The following is a 16,607-nucleotide window of genomic DNA, read 5'->3' on the forward strand; positions in this document are numbered from 1 at the left end:
ACGCAGATCTACTATAAAGTCAAGAAAGATGAGGAAATTATAAGCATATCTATAGAACGCAAAAAAAAGAAGAAATGTAAACACTTCTCCTTTTCCGCCTTTAATCGTTTAACAAGCAAAAATTCTAATGTGGGAATGCTACCACCAACAGGTGACATTACAATCACAATGACCATCTTGTGTTTGGCAATCTGAGGTACAACTACCAGTACAGTCTTTTTGTACTATCATATCAAAATCATTGGCTACCAAAATCTCGAGATTTTCCATGTAATCACCTCCCTTCACTATTAAGATACATTAGTATGTACCCCTGATTCTTTTAATGTAAAAATCAGCTACTTTTTCGACATAATTAAATAGAGTGGACTACTGTTAGAATGGATACCCAAAGTAGAGGATTTCAATTGGGTTTTCGGTGCAACCGTTCATACTGATTTAGAGAGGTTCGCATCAACAGGCAGCTGATGTTTGGAGTTCATGGTTGCTTTGTATTTTTTTCATGGTTTTGGACTTTAAACCAAGCTCCTTCATGATTCGTACTACCGTTTTTTCCGACACGGTAACTCCTTGTTGAACCAAAGCTTTATTAACCTTCTGGCTGCCATACAAACGGCATGGATCTAGGAAGATCCTCTAGCTTGTCAGTCACCATAAAAAGGCTACGTGACAAGCTAGAGAATCTTCCCTCCTGTCCCCAGTACATTAAGACATATATGGGATCGGCTTACACATGGGCGGTGAAAAATGACTCCCCTGAACTATGTGTGTATTGGAGGTGCCGTTACTACTTTATTCTTTGCTGGGGCTGTCATTCTTATATATCGTAATAACGTACGTAAAACAATGAAAACTATTGATCATATGGTTGAAGCTGCAATTAGTGGCGAGTTCTCAGAGCGTTTTTTTGACGAATCCGTTATGTCAGCAGTAGAGGCCAAGCCTGCGCAATTTCTTTCCATTTGCTCCGTTTCTTCGAAAAATTTGTTGGCATAAACAAATAAAATAAACGAGCTCATTTCTGACATCTCACATCAAACGAAACACCTATTGCTAACATCTTCCTTTACTCACAACTGCTTAGCGAATATGATTTGCTGGAGGATAGCTCCTCTTGCATAAAATCTCTATCCACACAAGCCGAAAAACTTCATTTCCTTATACATGCAATGTTGAAAACCTCGCAAACTTGAAACGGAGATTATCACAGTTTCGCCAAGGCAGATGCTAAAGGGATCTCCGTTGCTATGAAGACAAAGCCCGCAAGTTCACGGTATACCATGTACTCCAATACTGGTGTGTGGCTGCCTTGGAACAATGGAGAAGCTATCGATCCAGCGTAGATTTTGCGCCTCTCTCTGGCCTGCCTGTCGTCCATTATTCACGCTTTTCCACCAAAGCCGCCGAAGTCCCGTTTTCCGTATTTAAGGAACTTTTCCATCTACTTGTTCGCAAATGCAACTGGGAAGCTCGCCGGAAGCTAACTTTCCAAAAGAACTATTACTCATCGATTCTACCACGATGACGGTGGGAAAAACGCGGTTACCTTGGGCTCATTATCACGGGGAGCGTGCAGGTATTAAGCTTAATGTCGCTTTACGAGCAGAAGATGGGCAACCTCTTCAAGTGGTCGAAACGCTGGGCTCCAAGCATGATGGCCCCATGAGTGAAGCGTTAGCTCAACCGGATTACATCGTGGTGATGGACCGTGCCTATGGAAAATTGGAGCGTCTGGATGAGTTCAAAATCCAAGGACAATCCTTTGTCATTCGGCTTCGGGACAACGTCCATTTGGAAAAGCCTCATGCCCTTTCCCGTCTCAAGGAGGTAGATTCATCCGTCATTCGGGATATCACCTGCCAGTTAGGGACACCACAGTGTCGTTCCAAGCAGCGTCATCGTGTGGTGATGTTTCGAGATTTTGAAGGTCGAGAAATCCGAGTCGTTACCGATTTAATGCAGGTCACGGCGGAACAAATCGCACAGATGTATAAGGCTCGATGGCAGATTGAAGTCTTTTTCCGATGGATCAAGCAACATTTGAATATCCCAACGCTGTTTGGCACGACCGAAAATGCGGTCTATGGTCAACTCTTTTGCGCGCTCATCGTTTATGTCCTGCTTAAATGGTTATTTGATGCTGCTCAAACGGCGTGGCCCAAACATGCCATTCTTTCCTTTGCTCGATTTTCTCGTCTTTTTCTTCTGCAAAAACTACCAGTGGAATGGCTGATCCAGATTCAGCATGTTCTTCTTGAGCGTATCTCTGCTTCTATGAATCAAATTACTTATTCTGGTTAATCAACAGACCTGTTATTCAGGTGATTGCCTATGATTTATTCGGCCGTATTGATAACACCGATAACGGAATTGGAATTTCACAGGAAGAACACAGCAAAATCTTTAAGCGTTCTATCGATCACAAACTGTGAACTCGAAGGAGGGAGTTGGTATTGGGCTATTTTGGGCGAGAGAAATCATTGCCGCTGAGGGGGCAACATCAAGTTACGACCAAGTCCGGGGAGCGGCTCGACCTTCTCAATTTTTCTTCCGATAGCAAGTAATTCTATGAAAAATATTTAATTGAGGAATTTTAAGTATGGCATGTCCTGTTTTATAAAACACTGAAATACATACTATTTTCTCATGGAGGAGAAGTTTAATTACTCTATTAAAAACTCAAGAGGTGAGCAACGAGGATATTGTCGTTGACTCCTTAAGAGGTAATGTACCTTTAGTCGCGATTACTGGTACATCCTGCAGTAGTAAGCTAAGTATTTAATTCTCCATGTTATTTGGTTCATTATTACCATTATTAGTGACAAACAGAACGAATGTTCGATATTAGAAATGGATTAGTCAGTGAATGAAATAAAAAGCTTCATCCATAAAAAGGGCATGGTTTAATGGATTATTAAAATTTCACAGGCAACCAAGTATTACAGAAAAAGTGTTTTTTATTACAATTGTATTTTTCACTAGGCGTTTGGTCGTATCCTGTATATGAATAGTCTGTTAAAGGTCTACTATCGCTTCCCAAAACTTATGGGCACTATTTAATTAAGTTAACTATGCATCTGATATATATATCAATTTAATTAAAGGAGAGTAAACAATGGAAAAATTGGAGTTATTGAATATAGAAGATTTTGATATGTCAATCCAAGGACCAATTTGTGATGCAGATAGCTGTGAGTATGATTGTGCACCTGATAGTAAGGGATACTGTAGTGCTGCTTTTACTGGTTTATTGTAGTAATAGCAAATTAATTTTTTAAATTTCAATAAACGGTATGTATACATCTAGGTACTAAAACTCAGATGCATAGTTATCTTATTTTAAACACAAGCAGCACGTTTCAGCATTCTGCCGATACGTGCTGCTTGTGTTTAGCATCAAAACTTTAAAATTTTAATAGCGCATCTGCTGATTGTATAAAATCCCTAGTTTACCTGAAATACATCTTATTAGATTAATTAAATATAACATTTAAAATATCGGGAAATCCTTCCATAATGCGAGGTTTTTTTCATGCAAATCGTGTGTGACATTTATAGAGTAAGACATAGTCGATTAAGGCTGAGAAGCGTTGCCCGTCATAGGTAATCCAAACAGAGTAACACATTTAGATCCTGCTTAATCCTCGAAAAAACAGTGCGATCCGCCAACAGGCTCTGTACATCGCTGCGACTTCTACTCCGCAACATACATCAGTTTCATCGTCACGCTAATTTAATGTCTGTTGACATCGCCAAAAATCACTACGCAGGCACTTCTCAGAACGTCATTGCGTGGTTCCCCACTGGTATGTAAGATTTCCTTGCCCTTCGTTAATGAAGAGGTAATAATGATTTATTTTTTCAAGTTTTGTTTCTTAATTAGTATGTTGCCTAGCTGATAAAATTCTTAACCAACCGGACTTTCATGGCGACTATAGACACTAGAGGAAACACCGAATTCAAGGCTATATGCAGCCTTATTCCTCTTCATTTTCCATGATAAAGAACCTAGGCAACCTTGTTTGCTACGTTAATCGTAGTGGATCTTGGGTAGAAAAAATCTCCTACGAGCCTCCACGATTACTTTCTTTAAAGATTCAACGGAATTAACTAGGGTGTATCTGAAAACTCAACCAAGTGGTGCTAAATCAATAAAACCATGGCAAAAGCCAAAAAAGGCAAAGCTCAGAAAGTTTCGAGAAAGCTTATCATACCGTGTGGCAATCCCGTGGAATTGCCTGAGTTTGTTGAAAAAACATTCCACCACATGCCGTTCTTTATAGTAGTAAAAGTCGCATTCCCAAGGATGTGCCGCATTAGACTTTGGCGGGATGCAGAACATAGCGTCTTAAGATTCGATATATGTTCTAATGTTCAGAGTTCCTTAGGCTTTATCAGCTAAAACCACAGTTCCAGGCCGCGTTACACCAGAGAGAACTTCAATGGCCACCGTGCTGTCATGGATATTTCCAGGTGTTAAAAACAGGCGAATGGGATTACCCAAGGCATCTACTACAGCGTGAATTTTGGTGTTTCGGCCGCCTCGGGACAGTCCGGTCTCTTGATGGGTTTCGGCGTTCTCAGCCCCTTTTTAGCCTCCGCTGCATGCTGATGAACCTTGCAGGAAGTGCTATCGATGGAGACATCCTGCAAGTCAGCGTCGCTGGCCAAGGCCTCAAATATGTTTTGAAAAAGATCATTTTGGCTCCACAAGCGAACCGGGAATACACGGTTTTTCAGGGACCAAAACGTCCCGGCAAATCACGCCAGGGAGCGCCTGTTTTCACCTTCCAAAAAATCCCATTCAGCATCACTCGATTGGGCTTCGAGGGTCTGCCTTCGCCTGTATTTTCGGCTGGCAATAGACCGTGAATCCGTTCCCAATCCTGATCCCTAATTTCATGACTTAGCATTGGATTACAGGCCTCCTTGTGATTTCTCTCCTGTAAAATTATGCTGTGATTCCTTATTTGAATCAATAGATAGTTTTCAGACACTCCCTAGTGAGTATTTTACGAATAGTACAGTTGTCTTCTTTTTAAAAGAAGGTAAAATTAAAGATAACAAAACAACGATTTTCTAATAAAAAGAAAATCGTTGTTTTAGTAGAGAATCTCTTGCGTTTATTCATACCAATACTCCAAACTCAGATTACTTTTTTCACAAAAAGGATAACTATGCATCTGAGTTTTACTGCTTAGATCCGCACATGTCTTTTATAATTCAGAAATTTAAATTTGCTATTTTATAAATATCCAGTCCAAGCAGCACTACAGTTCCCATTACTATCAGGAGCACAATCATACTGACATCTGCTCCCATCACATTTTTGAATTGACATATCAAATTCATCCACATCCAATAATTCTAATTTTTCCATTGTATACTCTCCTTTAATTAAATTAATATATATCAGATGCATAGTTAACTTATTTAATAGTTCTCCATCAACCCTTGAGAGGTAATAGTAGCTTCTTATTTATATAATTGATCTTATATAGAATACAATCAATAACCAAGATTAAAATACAAATGTAATAAAAAACCGTTCTTCTGTTATGTTAGGTATTATATATAAACTTTCCAGATGGATACCAATATACAATGTCAGTTACGTAATCGATATTTTGCAGAATACTTTAATTTATGACGGATTGTAATATGAAGTGCGACACCTACTGGATATAAATAGACAAAGAGCCCATGACCGGATTCGTGTAGAATGAAAGTTCCTACACCCACATTCACACAAGGAGAATCCACCATGAGCTACTCACATCTTAGCATAATCGAACGCAGCAAGCTAGAAATCCTGCATCAGCCGGGAATCCGCCGAAATGCAACAGAGCAGCCTTACCGTGCTGAGACCTCTCAGAAGAGCTATGTCCAGCGCCGCAAGGCTTCGGTTCCTGCAGGGCAAGTGGACGCCAGAGCTGGCTAGTAGCATCCAAAATAAGCTTCAAGCGACCTGGTCCCCCGAGCAGATCATGGAGAGATTGCGTCAGGAGAGGCGTGCGATCGTATGCTTTAAAACGATATATCGTTGGCTGTATCACGGACGTTTAGAGAAGGGCATTCTCACGGTCCTCAGGCACAAAGGAAAAGGGCAGAAGCCAGCGGAGAGACGTGGTACATTTGCGATAGGCAAGTCTATCACCCAGCGTCCCAAAGAGGTTCGATCCCGGAAAACATTTGGTCATGGGCAACTGGACACGGTCGTCTCCGGCCGTGGAAAAAGCAAGGGCTGTGTGACCACGTTTATCGAACGCAAAACACGTCTGTACACCGCCATTCGGTGCCTGACCGTACTGCGTTGTCCATGGAGATCGCCTTTGGAGTAGCCGCCTCCCAATACCCCTCCGGGGCATTTCAAACCGCATCAGTTGACCGTGGCAAAGAGTTTGCCTGCTATGCGAGTCTGGAAGCTACCCATAACGTACAGGTGTATTTTGCAGATCCGTATTCCTCCTGGCAACGAGGCTCTAACGAGAATGCCAATGGCCTCTTGCGTGAATTCTTCCCTAAAGGTACGGATTTCGCCCAAATCACAGATGAGACCTTGGAGGCAGCTCTCCACTTCATAAATCACAGCCCCCGAAAATGCATGGGCTGGAAAACCGCTCACGAATCCTTTTCAGAGGAACTGTCGCACTTGGCTTGACAATCCGTCTTATAAATAATAGAAAATTTCAATAAAAATAATATTTACTCTGCCTGCCGAAGTTGCTCTACAATACTTTGTTTGTTGTTCAAAAAATAAATTACTAATGGAATGATCACTCCAAGAGCAAATAAAAGCGGCAATATAACTAATACAGGCCAGATCACAAAATGATAACTAAAAAACCATATCATGCTACTGATAGGTTTTACAATAAACAAAGAGGACATGATAGCCAAAAGGATAGAAAATACGCTTGTACAAACTGTATAGTACAGTCCTTCAAAGGCTAGCATACTGCGCAGCTGTTTTTTGGTCATACCAATGCTTTGTAGCATGGCAAATTCCTGCCGTCGCGTTAATATGCTGGTTAAAATCGCATTAAAAAAGTTCAGGATCCCAATCAAGCCAATGATCAGACTAAGCGTGCCCCCAATTAAACTGACCGTCTTTCGCATATCCGATACTTCATTTTCTACTGTAAACTTGGATTGGTAATCCATTAGGGGTTCTACTATTTTTGTGTAGCTTTTTAAGAAAGTTTCCATGGTTGTTTCCTTATCAGAGGATACATTAAAAGCATAACTCATCACAATAGGATGCGGTGTCAATCTTTTATAAATATCCGCTGGAAGATAAAAGTTGTAGTCTCTTAATCTGCGATCAGAATTGGAGTTTTTAATTGCTGCGTGACCAAGTATTATGAATTTATGCGTTGTATACTCTTTGTCCATTGGAGCTTCCTTGGTGCCCATATAGCTATGGAGAGTTATCTTGTCACCAACCTTGTATTTTATCCAATCCGATTTCGGTTTGCCGTTATCATTGAGCTCAACTCCTTCCAGAATATACTTTCCTGAAGTTAATAAACCGTAATCCAGTTCACCGTCAATTAATTGCAGTTGGTGTAACGGCAGCTCTTCAAGCCCATATACTTGTGCCGTATAGTTATTGTAAGCATCAAGCCTATCACTTGTTTCTATAGTAGTATTCTTTGGTTTCTCCACTGTTAACAGCTGAGGGTCACCATACAAACGGCCTCCTCCTTCAAATCCAGGTTGAGATTGTACGGCCCGAATAATACTTCCAGAAGTTTCACTCTCTAAACCTTCAAAATTCTGTCTAAACAAATCTGCATGTCCAATTAGGAAGTCTGTGTCACTGAATCGGGAAGACAAATATTTATTCATATCCATACTTTGGGAGAGCGCAAACGTCGTGTTCAGTAATACAAGGCTCAAAGAGAGGCTGGTGACCACCAAAATAGTTCGTTTTTTGTTACGTCCCAAATTGGTACGTGCCATGCTGTGCATGTTTACTCCTTGAGTAGTTTTTTTCAGCATTACCTTGTTCTTGAGGTCTCGGTCCACATATCTTATCGCCTCAACTGGTGACACTTTTGAAGCCGTCCTGCTTGGTTTATAGATGCTGATAGATACAGTCATAATTGCGAACAACGCAGCTAATATAAAAATCCATGGACTTGGGGATACCGATATTTCTATGCTAGCTGCCTTGGTGTTTTTCATGATCAATGGCACAAGCGACTTACCAACCATGTAACCTATAATTAAGCCAATGGGAATTCCGAAGGTGGAAAGGAGTAGAGCTTGTCTGCGGATGATCCTGCGAATCTGCCCGCCACTTGTCCCAATCGTCTTCAGAAGACCATAAAAACGAATGTCACGCATTACAGAAATCTGAAATATGTTATAGATAATCAAATACCCTGTCAACATGATTAGTAGTAGGCCTGAAATGAGTGCCACGATAATTCCAGGACTCATAATGAAGTTGGTTGATAGGTATGCCCAATTAACATTGCTTTCCACATAGTTTTCTGCTTCTTTATCCAAGGAGTATCCGCTTTCTACAATTACTTGATCAAGCTTGCTCCGCAGATTAAGGCTATCGTCGAACATGATATAGGGATTAATAGTACCAGTGTAGAAGTGGTTTTCTTTATGTGTGTTTTGCAGTTCAGTGGCATATGCCGTTAGATATGCTTTAGAAGCGTAGATTTGTCCTACATTAAATAGTGGGTCGCTCTTCCACCAACCGGAAAGAACAAAATCGCGTCGCACTTCTTCACCCCGAATATTAAGCTTTAGTGTCAAAGGTGCGCCAATTTTCAAGGGAACACCCATCAATTGCAACGTATGAGTATCTACTATCACTTCATTTTCGGCTATAGGTCTATGACCTCCATCCAACTTAATGAATCCTAGCTTTAATGCCACATCATCGTAATACCAGAACTCCGTTTGGCGTTTTAAAAATTCCTTGTTCAAAACACCGTCACATAATATACGTCTATACGCTATTTCTTTGATCAACGGGTGCTGTTTAATCTTTATAAATACCTCTTCATTGATATTTTTAAGCACGGCGTGCCCATCCCCACCAGACTGCCGCATCATAGCTCGTTGCATGTTATCCACGGTGGCCAGCCCCATAGTGTACAATGTTGTAAATAGCAATGAAGTGAGAGCTATGGCTATAATGGCAATGAGGTTTCTCGTTTTATTGGCCTTATAGCTTTTGTCTGCCAAATTGCGGATTGCCTTTTTATTTCTAACTTTGATCATTTTATATCACCACCGATAATTTTACCGTCCTCAATACGGATGATACGATCCGCCATTTGCGCGATTTCCTCGTTATGGGTAATCATCACGATCGTTTGGCGAAACTGTTGGCTTGACACCTTAATAAGTCCCATGACATCCAGAGTGGTTCTACTGTCTAGGTTACCAGTGGGTTCATCTGCCAAAATGATAGCCGGTTTCGTCGCCAATGCTCTTGCAATAGCTACACGCTGCTGCTGTCCTCCCGAAAGATTATTCGGCAGATTGTCTAGTTTATTCTCAAGCCCCAGCGTATTCACAATTTTTTCTACATAGACTTTATCTGGTTGCTTCCCATCCAATTCAATGGGTAGTATTATATTCTCTCGTACATTCAAAACAGGAACCAGATTATAATTTTGGAAAATAAACCCGATCTTTCGTCTACGAAAGATCGTTAACTCTTCATCTTTTAGTGGAAAAATATCTTTTCCATCCACCGTGACGTTTCCACTTGTTGGTCGGTCCAGCCCACCGAGCATATGTAGCAAGGTGGATTTTCCACTCCCAGATGTACCAATGATGGCAACAAACTCTCCATGATCTACCTTCAAGTCCACTCCGTTCAAAGCATGAACAGTGGTATCTCCACTGCCGTAAATTTTCTTTAGATTCTTGGTCTCTAATATCTTCATTTGCTCTCCTCCAAACAAATAATGTCTGTATCGTAGTAATCCACAATACAGACATTATCATATTAATCTTTCCACAATCTTTCTCAAATCTAACAGTATTGTAATAATTCTAACGATTTAATTGTAAATTACTTACCTACCGCAAAGTTTTCTAATATATGCTCAAAGCTTTTTACCGTGGAATAATGGATTTTTTGAGCCGTACAGAATACAGGAGAAGCTTTATAATAATTTTCAGTTTGTATTTTGTTGATAATTTTACACATTTTGCTGCGACAATTATTATACATTGCACAGCGAGTACAAGTTCCCTCTTCGTGTTGATTAACTTTATGCAAGTTGGACAATTGCTGTAAATTCAAACCATCAAACACATTGCCCATAGAAAATTCGCTGTGTCCTACCGCATAAATACAAGGATAAATTTCACCTGTGCTGGAGAAATGGAAGCTTGTTAAGCAAGCATCGCAGGCCCCTCTTGGACGGAAGTACTCATTTTTAAAGTTGTATAAATGATATTGCGCATGCCTGAGATCCTTTTCAACCATATAGGTAAAAATATCATTAAGATTATGGTGATAAATTCGCATAAGCTCCTTGTTCCAATGGGGATCGCTTTCATCTATAGCAAAGGTGACAAGCGGGCAGCCTTTCTCAGAAAGATAAATATAGTTTTCAGCAAAATGCATGACGTTGTTAGCCGTAACCGTCATTCTTACACGATAAAATTGTGCTTGGTTGTTTAAATACTCAATAGTCTCCATAACCCGTCTATAACTACCCTGTCCATTTTTATATACCCTATTAAGATCATGGCTTCCCTGCTCGCCATCCACACTTACAGTTAATTGGACATGGTTTACAACATAGTCAAGTATCTCTTTACTGTGAATTGTCCCGTTTGTTGTCATTGAAAAATCAATGTTATTTGAGAATTTTAACTTCAGTTCCTCAATAAAAAATCGAATAATCGGAAAATTAAGCAGTGGTTCCCCCCCATGTAACCCTATATGGATCTTATCATTTTGCTTTTCAGGGTTTGCAGTAAGTACTTTTTCTATAAATTCAATAGCTTTAGTTGCAGTTTTTTGCTCCATCGTTTTTGGTGCTTTGTTAACATAGCAATATTTGCATTTCAAATTACAATCTTCTGTCACCCAAAAGGTGAAATTCATTTTGTCGCCCTCCTTATGAACTTAGTTATTCCAAATTAATTTCTGAAGTTGCTTCTTTTTCCTTTGACAAACGGAATCGAATAACTGTTGATTTTGATACAGATAATAAATATTACTAATGCAGTGATGGCAAAATAAATGAACATCGCAATCAGCACATGGCTCAAAGTTCCAAGGTCGTATACGTTCAATTTGAGCATAATCCGTTGTTAGATTGCTATCGGCTAGGAGTGTTACTATATTATTGTCAAATACATTTCCTAACACAAAATCTACAGACTCCATCAGTCCACCACAGGGGTAAATATTCCCATCCCCCCCGATGAACAATTCCCTTTTTCCAGGTGAACAAAGACGACATGCAACATCTTCTGAGGTGAGATCACCATCAAAAGGTTTCACCGGGAAAATCTCATCGCTATTTTCTCCAGCTCTTCCTTCAGGTGTCATGGTGCGCAATATAGGTTCAACCTTTAATTCCTTGCATAAACTCAAAAATTTTTCTTTTCCCCCATCAAGGGTATAGTTAGTAATTGTCATCGACAAGGCAATTTTTTGTAAACCCTTGCTTTGCAATAATTTAATGCTTTTAATCACCCTATTAAAAACGCCTTTTCCTCTAATTTGGGAACAAGTGTCTTCATCATAACCATCCACACTAAAGGAAACCTTATCTACGTATTCAAGAAGCTGTTCAGCATTTTTCTCAGAAATGAATAGACCATTCGTGGACAACAAAACCATACCATCAAATTTGCTTCTCAGGTACACCAATATATGCATGATATCAATACGCATCATAGGTTCCCCACCAGTTACATTAATAGCCTGAGGGCGAAGGACAACAATTTGATCAATAACCTTTTTTACTTTCTCTGTTGTTAAAGCGTCGGTAAACCTTATATCAGCCGAAGCACTACAATGTTTACAATGTAAATTACACCTATTCGTTAAAGCTAGATATACAACATCAACTGACTCCTTATAAACATCTGATAATTGATCTTCCGTGAGAATGCATTGAATATTCACTAATTCATGAAAAAGATTCGTTAAATTATGAACAACTTCGATATGCTGTGAACTTTTTGCGGGATTTAGTAGCAACTGAATTTCCCCGTTATTAACCATATCCTTTAGCACAAGATAATAAGATTTAGATGTTTTCATATAAATACCTGACTTTGTATTTGCAATAATCACCTGATCATCATGAAATAATTCATGTGAATAAGGATTAAAAACATATGCCACATTCTAATCTCCTTTCGACTAGTTCAAGAATAAGTGATCTACTAAAACTAGATAGACCCATACAATCCAATTGCTTTTTTCTATTAAATACATCATTAAATCCTCTAATAATTGTTGTTATGTCATAATTCGATGCTTTAATGACATAAAAAGATTATGGTGCTACATACAAATGGTTTGTATCGAAGTCTAATAAAATGTATTTCATGACATTAAAAAAGTGGTTTATGTCATGAATATAATAATCAGATATCCAATAGTAAAATAGAAAGTAATGAATAGTTTCACAACGTCAAAGTATAGTACATATTCTTTAACCTATTTCTTTAAAGCTTTTATAATTGCATCAGGAAGGCGGATAAACTTATGTATAAAAAATATAATTGGCTTTTTAAAGGGGTTCACAAATTTCATTTCTTTACTATATTGATATTGGTTTTCCAAGCTTTAGATACAATACTCAGCATGATAATTCCTCAATACATAAGTAGAATTGTTGATGCAGGATTAGTTTCAAAAGAGTTGTCTTTAATTATAAAATTTATAGGTATTACAGTTGGATTATATATATTTTCTCACCTATGTAGTTTAATTTCTGAATTTGTATTTGCAGAATTAGGAAAAAGAATATCTTACAATATGAAGAAGAAGTTATTAGAAAAGATGTTTGTTTTACCAGGAGAAATTATAACTGCTAACAATGATAAATTATTATCTCTGTTTATGAACGACATCGGGATAATCGAAAGATTGATATCCAATGGTATTCCTATGCTAATATCCAACTTACTTTTTCTAATTGTGATTTGTATCGTATTACTACTTTACAACTACAAATTATTTGCACTTATCCTTTTGATCATGATTTTCACTTTAATTTGTCAAATATTCCTTAATAAAAAAATCACTCAAAAGACTAAATTAGTTATGGAAGCCTACGACAATTCTTTTTTTTATATCAGAAATACCCTTGTTTCACTCCTTTATTCCATCGGAATGGACATAAAGGACTATATTCTTGGAAAGTATATGCCTTTGGAGGGGAAATCACTTGAGGCTAATAGAAAGAGAGTAAACACACTTATAATTGCCTCCACTGTTCCTTCAATCATTACCTCTGTTGGAAGTGTTCTTCTTTTAGGCGTTGGTGCCATTTTAGTAATGGATGGTCAAACCAGCATGGGTATACTAACGGTATTTGTTTATTATTCGAATCAGATTATAGGCCCCATTAAAAGTGTGACAAACTATGTGGCTGCTTGGAAGCAAGCAAAAGTATCTATCGAAAGAATTGAGACCATTATGAAAGCAGATGAGGTGATTTAACATGAATATAGAGTTTAAAGATGTCAGTTATAGTTATAACGGTTTGGAAATGGCACTTTCAAATGTCTCTTTCGTTATTCACGGCCATACTATTTTTTGTCTATCGGGTCACAATGGAGCAGGAAAAAGCACGTTACTAAAATTACTTATAAAAATCAATTGTAATTACACCGGTAAAATTATAATTAATGGCCGAGAATTAAGGGATTGGAAGCGTAAAGATATTATCAAAAAAATAGCAATTTGTTTCCAAGAACCTGTAATGTATGTGGATACCCTATTTAATAATATAACTTTGGGCCAACAGGGTATCTCGGTTGAGAAGTTAAATTATTACATCCAATTATTAGATACCAATAATTTCATTCATAATAATGACCAACAGCAAATTATTGGTAAGAATCTCTCTTTATCTGGAGGGCAACAACAACTAATCTCAATACTGCGGAATATCTATACCAATAAAGAAGTATTAATCTTTGATGAACCAACTTCAAATTTAGATAGTGTTGTAAAAAAGAATTTTATTTCGCTATTAGATGATCTCAAAGAGAGTCATACTATTATATTAATTACACACGACAGTGAAATTGTGAATAATTATGAGCAGGTACTGCTGTAAGCTCAGATCAAGCTACAGTCCTTTCCCGTATAAATCCTTCTCTCCTAAACCGCTTAGAAGTGGTAGGATATTTGTACAGAAATTTTGAAATCAATACGGGAAGACTGCCCCTCTTCACTGCTATTACAGATCCCACAACACAATATTAACGTAAAATTTATGTTCTTCGATTCTTATGTCTATGATTCCTGAATTCTCATTCACAATCTTCCTAACACTTTTTAGACCAAAGCCATGGTTTTTCCTATCCTTTTTTTTAGTTACTAGACTGCTATTTAAAAACTTTGGATTATAGGAATTCGAAACTTCTAAATAAAGTTGCCTTTCATGATACTTAATTTTTATATCAATTGATTTTTCACCTTCAATAATCTTGTCACAGGCCTCTATTGCATTATCCAACAAATTCCCAAATACATTAGCTATGACATTATTGCTCAAAGAAAATTTTTCTGGAAGAAAGCAATCTATAGTTACTAATACATTCTTCTCAGTAGCTAAACTTATCTTTTCAGTGAGCAAATAATTAAGCACATAGTTTGGTGTATATTTCTGAGTTACAGTATTTCCAATATCTGAAAGAATTTCTTTTATAAAAGCATCTGCTTCTTTGTTCCTTTGATCTTTCAACAATCCTTGTAAAGTCAATAATTCATTTTTCATATTATGCCTAATCACACGAATTTCTTTTTGAGATTTCTCCAGGTTATCATAATAATTATTTTTTTTCGCATTATTGAGATTCACTAATTCTTGCTCCATCATTTCTCCATAAGCCTTGTTTAGTTTCTCATGAGTCCATTGCATAGCGATGTTAATTGATAGCACTCCCATTACAGAAATCAGGCTTAAAATTGGGTTAGGACGCTCACCAGATTTTAGAATTAACTCACAATGGCTGCCCAGCATAATAAGAGTAACTATAGGAAGGGAAATCAAAAATACATCTAAACATTTAGATGTATTTCTCTTTCGATAATCATCTACTCTATATATGAAGGGTATCCATAAGAATATAAAAAACTTAATGACTTCTGATAACATAACTTGCATTTCATAATAGTAGGATGAATGCTTAGTTATAAAAAGTAAATCAGGAAAACAAATTTTAATAATAACAAAAGATAGCCCATGAGATGCTATACCTACTAGTATAACGTTTAAACCCCACCAAAACTTTTTCTTCAGAGAGTCATAGTAAAAAAAAAGCACTGTGACTATTAAAATAATATTTGAGATTACATTCGAATTCATATTTAGAAAATTATTATTCACCAATACAACACATAATACTATAAATGTTAATATTAGATTTTTGGTTGTTCGGGAAATATTTCTAACAACAAGTACCTTATTAAGAAGTCCACTTATGGTAATAAGATCAAAAGAATTTAATATAAAATCAAAAATGACTTTTTTCAACTAGTATCTCTTCCTCATATAATTTATCATTTTTTGTTTAAATTCCTTCTTAAATTTTCTACTGATCGGTAATTCCAGATAAGTATCCTGAACTTCTTTGTTTATAATTTGTTTAATTAGAACATTTTCGCACTTCATTCCTATCACGTATTTCAGATTAATAATATATGAAGCATGAATTTGAGAAAAAATCGTCGGATCAAGTTGACATAGTATTTGTGAAGTAGTCTGATTGCACGTATACTTTTTTGTCTCAGTATAGATGCGAACAGCTCTACCGCATTTTTCAAAGTAAATAATGTCATCTGCATTTAAAACGAGCTTATTTCGTTCGCAACTAAACTCAAAGTAACTGTGCGTGCTATGTAAATAATGGTCCGCTCTTTGGAGAATCTCATAAAAATTACATTCATTTATTGGTTTTAGTATATAATCAAAAGTTTGTACTTTAAATACATCTGGCATATATTCACTATAATTGGTCACAAAAATAATTACAGCTCTTTTATCAAACTCTCTTATCTTTTTAGCTAGACTAATTCCGTCCATATCGGGCATCTCAATATCAAGAAGATAGATATTGTACTCAACTTTATTTTTTGTTACATATTGAAGCAAATTTTCACCATTTCCAAAGGTATCTACTTCTACTTTGGTAAAAGGATATTTTAGTGCTAATTCTTCAATCCGACCCAATTCGACATTTGTATCATCACACAAAGCAATGTTTAACATCCTCACACATCCCTGCATAATCATTATTAATCGCAAAGTATCGTCTATAAATAAAATTGTGAACTTCACATAAATGAATTAATTCTGAGATGTAAGGAATAATTCAAATCCTGAATAATAGGAATATGTATCAAAAAAAGTAATAATAAT

At 37.2% G+C, this 16,607-nt stretch carries 13 protein-coding genes and 4 pseudogenes; 7 read left to right on the plus strand and 10 right to left on the minus strand.

Annotated elements, in window-relative coordinates:
- Positions 1-443: 443 nt before the first annotated feature.
- Positions 444-636 (minus strand): annotated as a pseudogene (locus tag ACYCS5_RS10505) (IS3 family transposase); the annotation flags it as partial.
- Positions 637-747: 111 nt separating this feature from the next.
- Here ACYCS5_RS10505 and ACYCS5_RS10510 point away from each other — a divergent pair.
- The 4 genes and pseudogenes from ACYCS5_RS10510 to ACYCS5_RS10525 all read left to right on the plus strand — a co-directional run.
- Positions 748-1,224: pseudogene (locus ACYCS5_RS10510) on the plus strand (histidine kinase dimerization/phospho-acceptor domain-containing protein); the annotation flags it as partial.
- Positions 1,225-1,455: 231 nt separating this feature from the next.
- Positions 1,456-2,301: an IS4 family transposase gene (locus tag ACYCS5_RS10515; protein WP_340956896.1), complete on the plus strand. Its 846-nt coding sequence runs from the start codon at positions 1,456-1,458 to the stop codon at positions 2,299-2,301.
- Positions 2,302-2,315: 14 nt separating this feature from the next.
- A pseudogene (locus tag ACYCS5_RS10520) lies at positions 2,316-2,583 on the plus strand (sensor histidine kinase); the annotation flags it as partial.
- 532 nt (positions 2,584-3,115) lie between these two features.
- Positions 3,116-3,256 carry a hypothetical protein gene (locus tag ACYCS5_RS10525; protein ID WP_155271719.1) on the plus strand — a complete coding sequence of 47 codons (141 nt, stop codon included), beginning with the start codon at positions 3,116-3,118 and terminating at the stop codon, positions 3,254-3,256.
- 1,128 nt (positions 3,257-4,384) lie between these two features.
- Here ACYCS5_RS10525 and ACYCS5_RS10530 read toward each other — a convergent pair.
- From ACYCS5_RS10530 to ACYCS5_RS10540, 3 genes are all read right to left on the minus strand, one after another.
- Positions 4,385-4,552 (minus strand): transposase, encoded by a 168-nt coding sequence (locus ACYCS5_RS10530; RefSeq protein ID WP_459761306.1) that lies wholly within the window; start codon positions 4,550-4,552, stop codon positions 4,385-4,387.
- Positions 4,553-4,736: 184 nt separating this feature from the next.
- The gene (locus ACYCS5_RS10535) at positions 4,737-4,913 is read right to left on the minus strand and encodes a transposase (RefSeq protein ID WP_445744868.1); all 177 of its coding nucleotides are present in this window, start codon (positions 4,911-4,913) and stop codon (positions 4,737-4,739) included.
- 332 nt (positions 4,914-5,245) lie between these two features.
- Entirely contained in the window at positions 5,246-5,380 is a 135-nt protein-coding gene (locus tag ACYCS5_RS10540) for a hypothetical protein (protein WP_268988512.1), read from the minus strand.
- Positions 5,381-5,764: 384 nt separating this feature from the next.
- Here ACYCS5_RS10540 and ACYCS5_RS10545 point away from each other — a divergent pair.
- Positions 5,765-6,661: pseudogene (locus ACYCS5_RS10545) on the plus strand (IS30 family transposase).
- 44 nt (positions 6,662-6,705) lie between these two features.
- Here ACYCS5_RS10545 and ACYCS5_RS10550 read toward each other — a convergent pair.
- From ACYCS5_RS10550 to ACYCS5_RS10565, 4 genes are all read right to left on the minus strand, one after another.
- The gene (locus ACYCS5_RS10550; RefSeq protein WP_459761016.1) at positions 6,706-9,249 is read right to left on the minus strand and encodes an ABC transporter permease; all 2,544 of its coding nucleotides are present in this window, start codon (positions 9,247-9,249) and stop codon (positions 6,706-6,708) included.
- Positions 9,246-9,923, minus strand: a complete 678-nt coding sequence (locus ACYCS5_RS10555) for an ABC transporter ATP-binding protein (protein WP_039273985.1) — start codon at positions 9,921-9,923, stop codon at positions 9,246-9,248. The genes ACYCS5_RS10550 and ACYCS5_RS10555 overlap by 4 nt, the downstream gene beginning before the upstream one ends.
- A gap of 128 nt (positions 9,924-10,051) precedes the next feature.
- Positions 10,052-11,098 carry a radical SAM/SPASM domain-containing protein gene (locus ACYCS5_RS10560; protein WP_340956899.1) on the minus strand — a complete coding sequence of 349 codons (1,047 nt, stop codon included), beginning with the start codon at positions 11,096-11,098 and terminating at the stop codon, positions 10,052-10,054.
- A 21-nt stretch (positions 11,099-11,119) separates the two neighbouring features.
- Entirely contained in the window at positions 11,120-12,352 is a 1,233-nt protein-coding gene (locus ACYCS5_RS10565; protein WP_340956900.1) for a radical SAM/SPASM domain-containing protein, read from the minus strand.
- Positions 12,353-12,718: 366 nt separating this feature from the next.
- Here ACYCS5_RS10565 and ACYCS5_RS10570 point away from each other — a divergent pair, with 366 nt between their 5' ends.
- The gene (locus ACYCS5_RS10570; RefSeq protein WP_459761017.1) at positions 12,719-13,678 is read left to right on the plus strand and encodes an ABC transporter transmembrane domain-containing protein; all 960 of its coding nucleotides are present in this window, start codon (positions 12,719-12,721) and stop codon (positions 13,676-13,678) included.
- Position 13,679: 1 nt separating this feature from the next.
- Positions 13,680-14,300, plus strand: coding sequence for an ABC transporter ATP-binding protein (locus ACYCS5_RS10575; RefSeq protein ID WP_340956902.1), 621 nt, complete (start codon positions 13,680-13,682; stop codon positions 14,298-14,300).
- Positions 14,301-14,423: 123 nt separating this feature from the next.
- Here the strand turns inward: ACYCS5_RS10575 and ACYCS5_RS10580 are convergent, their stop codons facing one another.
- The gene (locus tag ACYCS5_RS10580) at positions 14,424-15,722 is read right to left on the minus strand and encodes a sensor histidine kinase (RefSeq protein ID WP_340956903.1); all 1,299 of its coding nucleotides are present in this window, start codon (positions 15,720-15,722) and stop codon (positions 14,424-14,426) included.
- Positions 15,723-16,457 carry a LytR/AlgR family response regulator transcription factor gene (locus ACYCS5_RS10585; protein ID WP_322161368.1) on the minus strand — a complete coding sequence of 245 codons (735 nt, stop codon included), beginning with the start codon at positions 16,455-16,457 and terminating at the stop codon, positions 15,723-15,725.
- Between the last annotated feature and the right edge of the window lie 150 nt (positions 16,458-16,607).

It is taken from the genome of Paenibacillus sp. SEL3, assembly GCF_054602585.1.

Coding starts and splice junctions, on each gene's coding strand:
- ACYCS5_RS10515 (WP_340956896.1), top strand. CDS start 1,456: ATGCAACTGGGAAGCTCGCCGGAAGCTAACTTTCCAAAAGAACTATTA.
- ACYCS5_RS10525 (WP_155271719.1), top strand. CDS start 3,116: ATGGAAAAATTGGAGTTATTGAATATAGAAGATTTTGATATGTCAATC.
- ACYCS5_RS10535 (WP_445744868.1), bottom strand. CDS start 4,913: ATGCTAAGTCATGAAATTAGGGATCAGGATTGGGAACGGATTCACGGT.
- ACYCS5_RS10540 (WP_268988512.1), bottom strand. CDS start 5,380: ATGGAAAAATTAGAATTATTGGATGTGGATGAATTTGATATGTCAATT.
- ACYCS5_RS10550 (WP_459761016.1), bottom strand. CDS start 9,249: ATGATCAAAGTTAGAAATAAAAAGGCAATCCGCAATTTGGCAGACAAA.
- ACYCS5_RS10555 (WP_039273985.1), bottom strand. CDS start 9,923: ATGAAGATATTAGAGACCAAGAATCTAAAGAAAATTTACGGCAGTGGA.
- ACYCS5_RS10560 (WP_340956899.1), bottom strand. CDS start 11,098: ATGAATTTCACCTTTTGGGTGACAGAAGATTGTAATTTGAAATGCAAA.
- ACYCS5_RS10570 (WP_459761017.1), top strand. CDS start 12,719: ATGTATAAAAAATATAATTGGCTTTTTAAAGGGGTTCACAAATTTCAT.
- ACYCS5_RS10575 (WP_340956902.1), top strand. CDS start 13,680: ATGAATATAGAGTTTAAAGATGTCAGTTATAGTTATAACGGTTTGGAA.
- ACYCS5_RS10585 (WP_322161368.1), bottom strand. CDS start 16,457: ATGTTAAACATTGCTTTGTGTGATGATACAAATGTCGAATTGGGTCGG.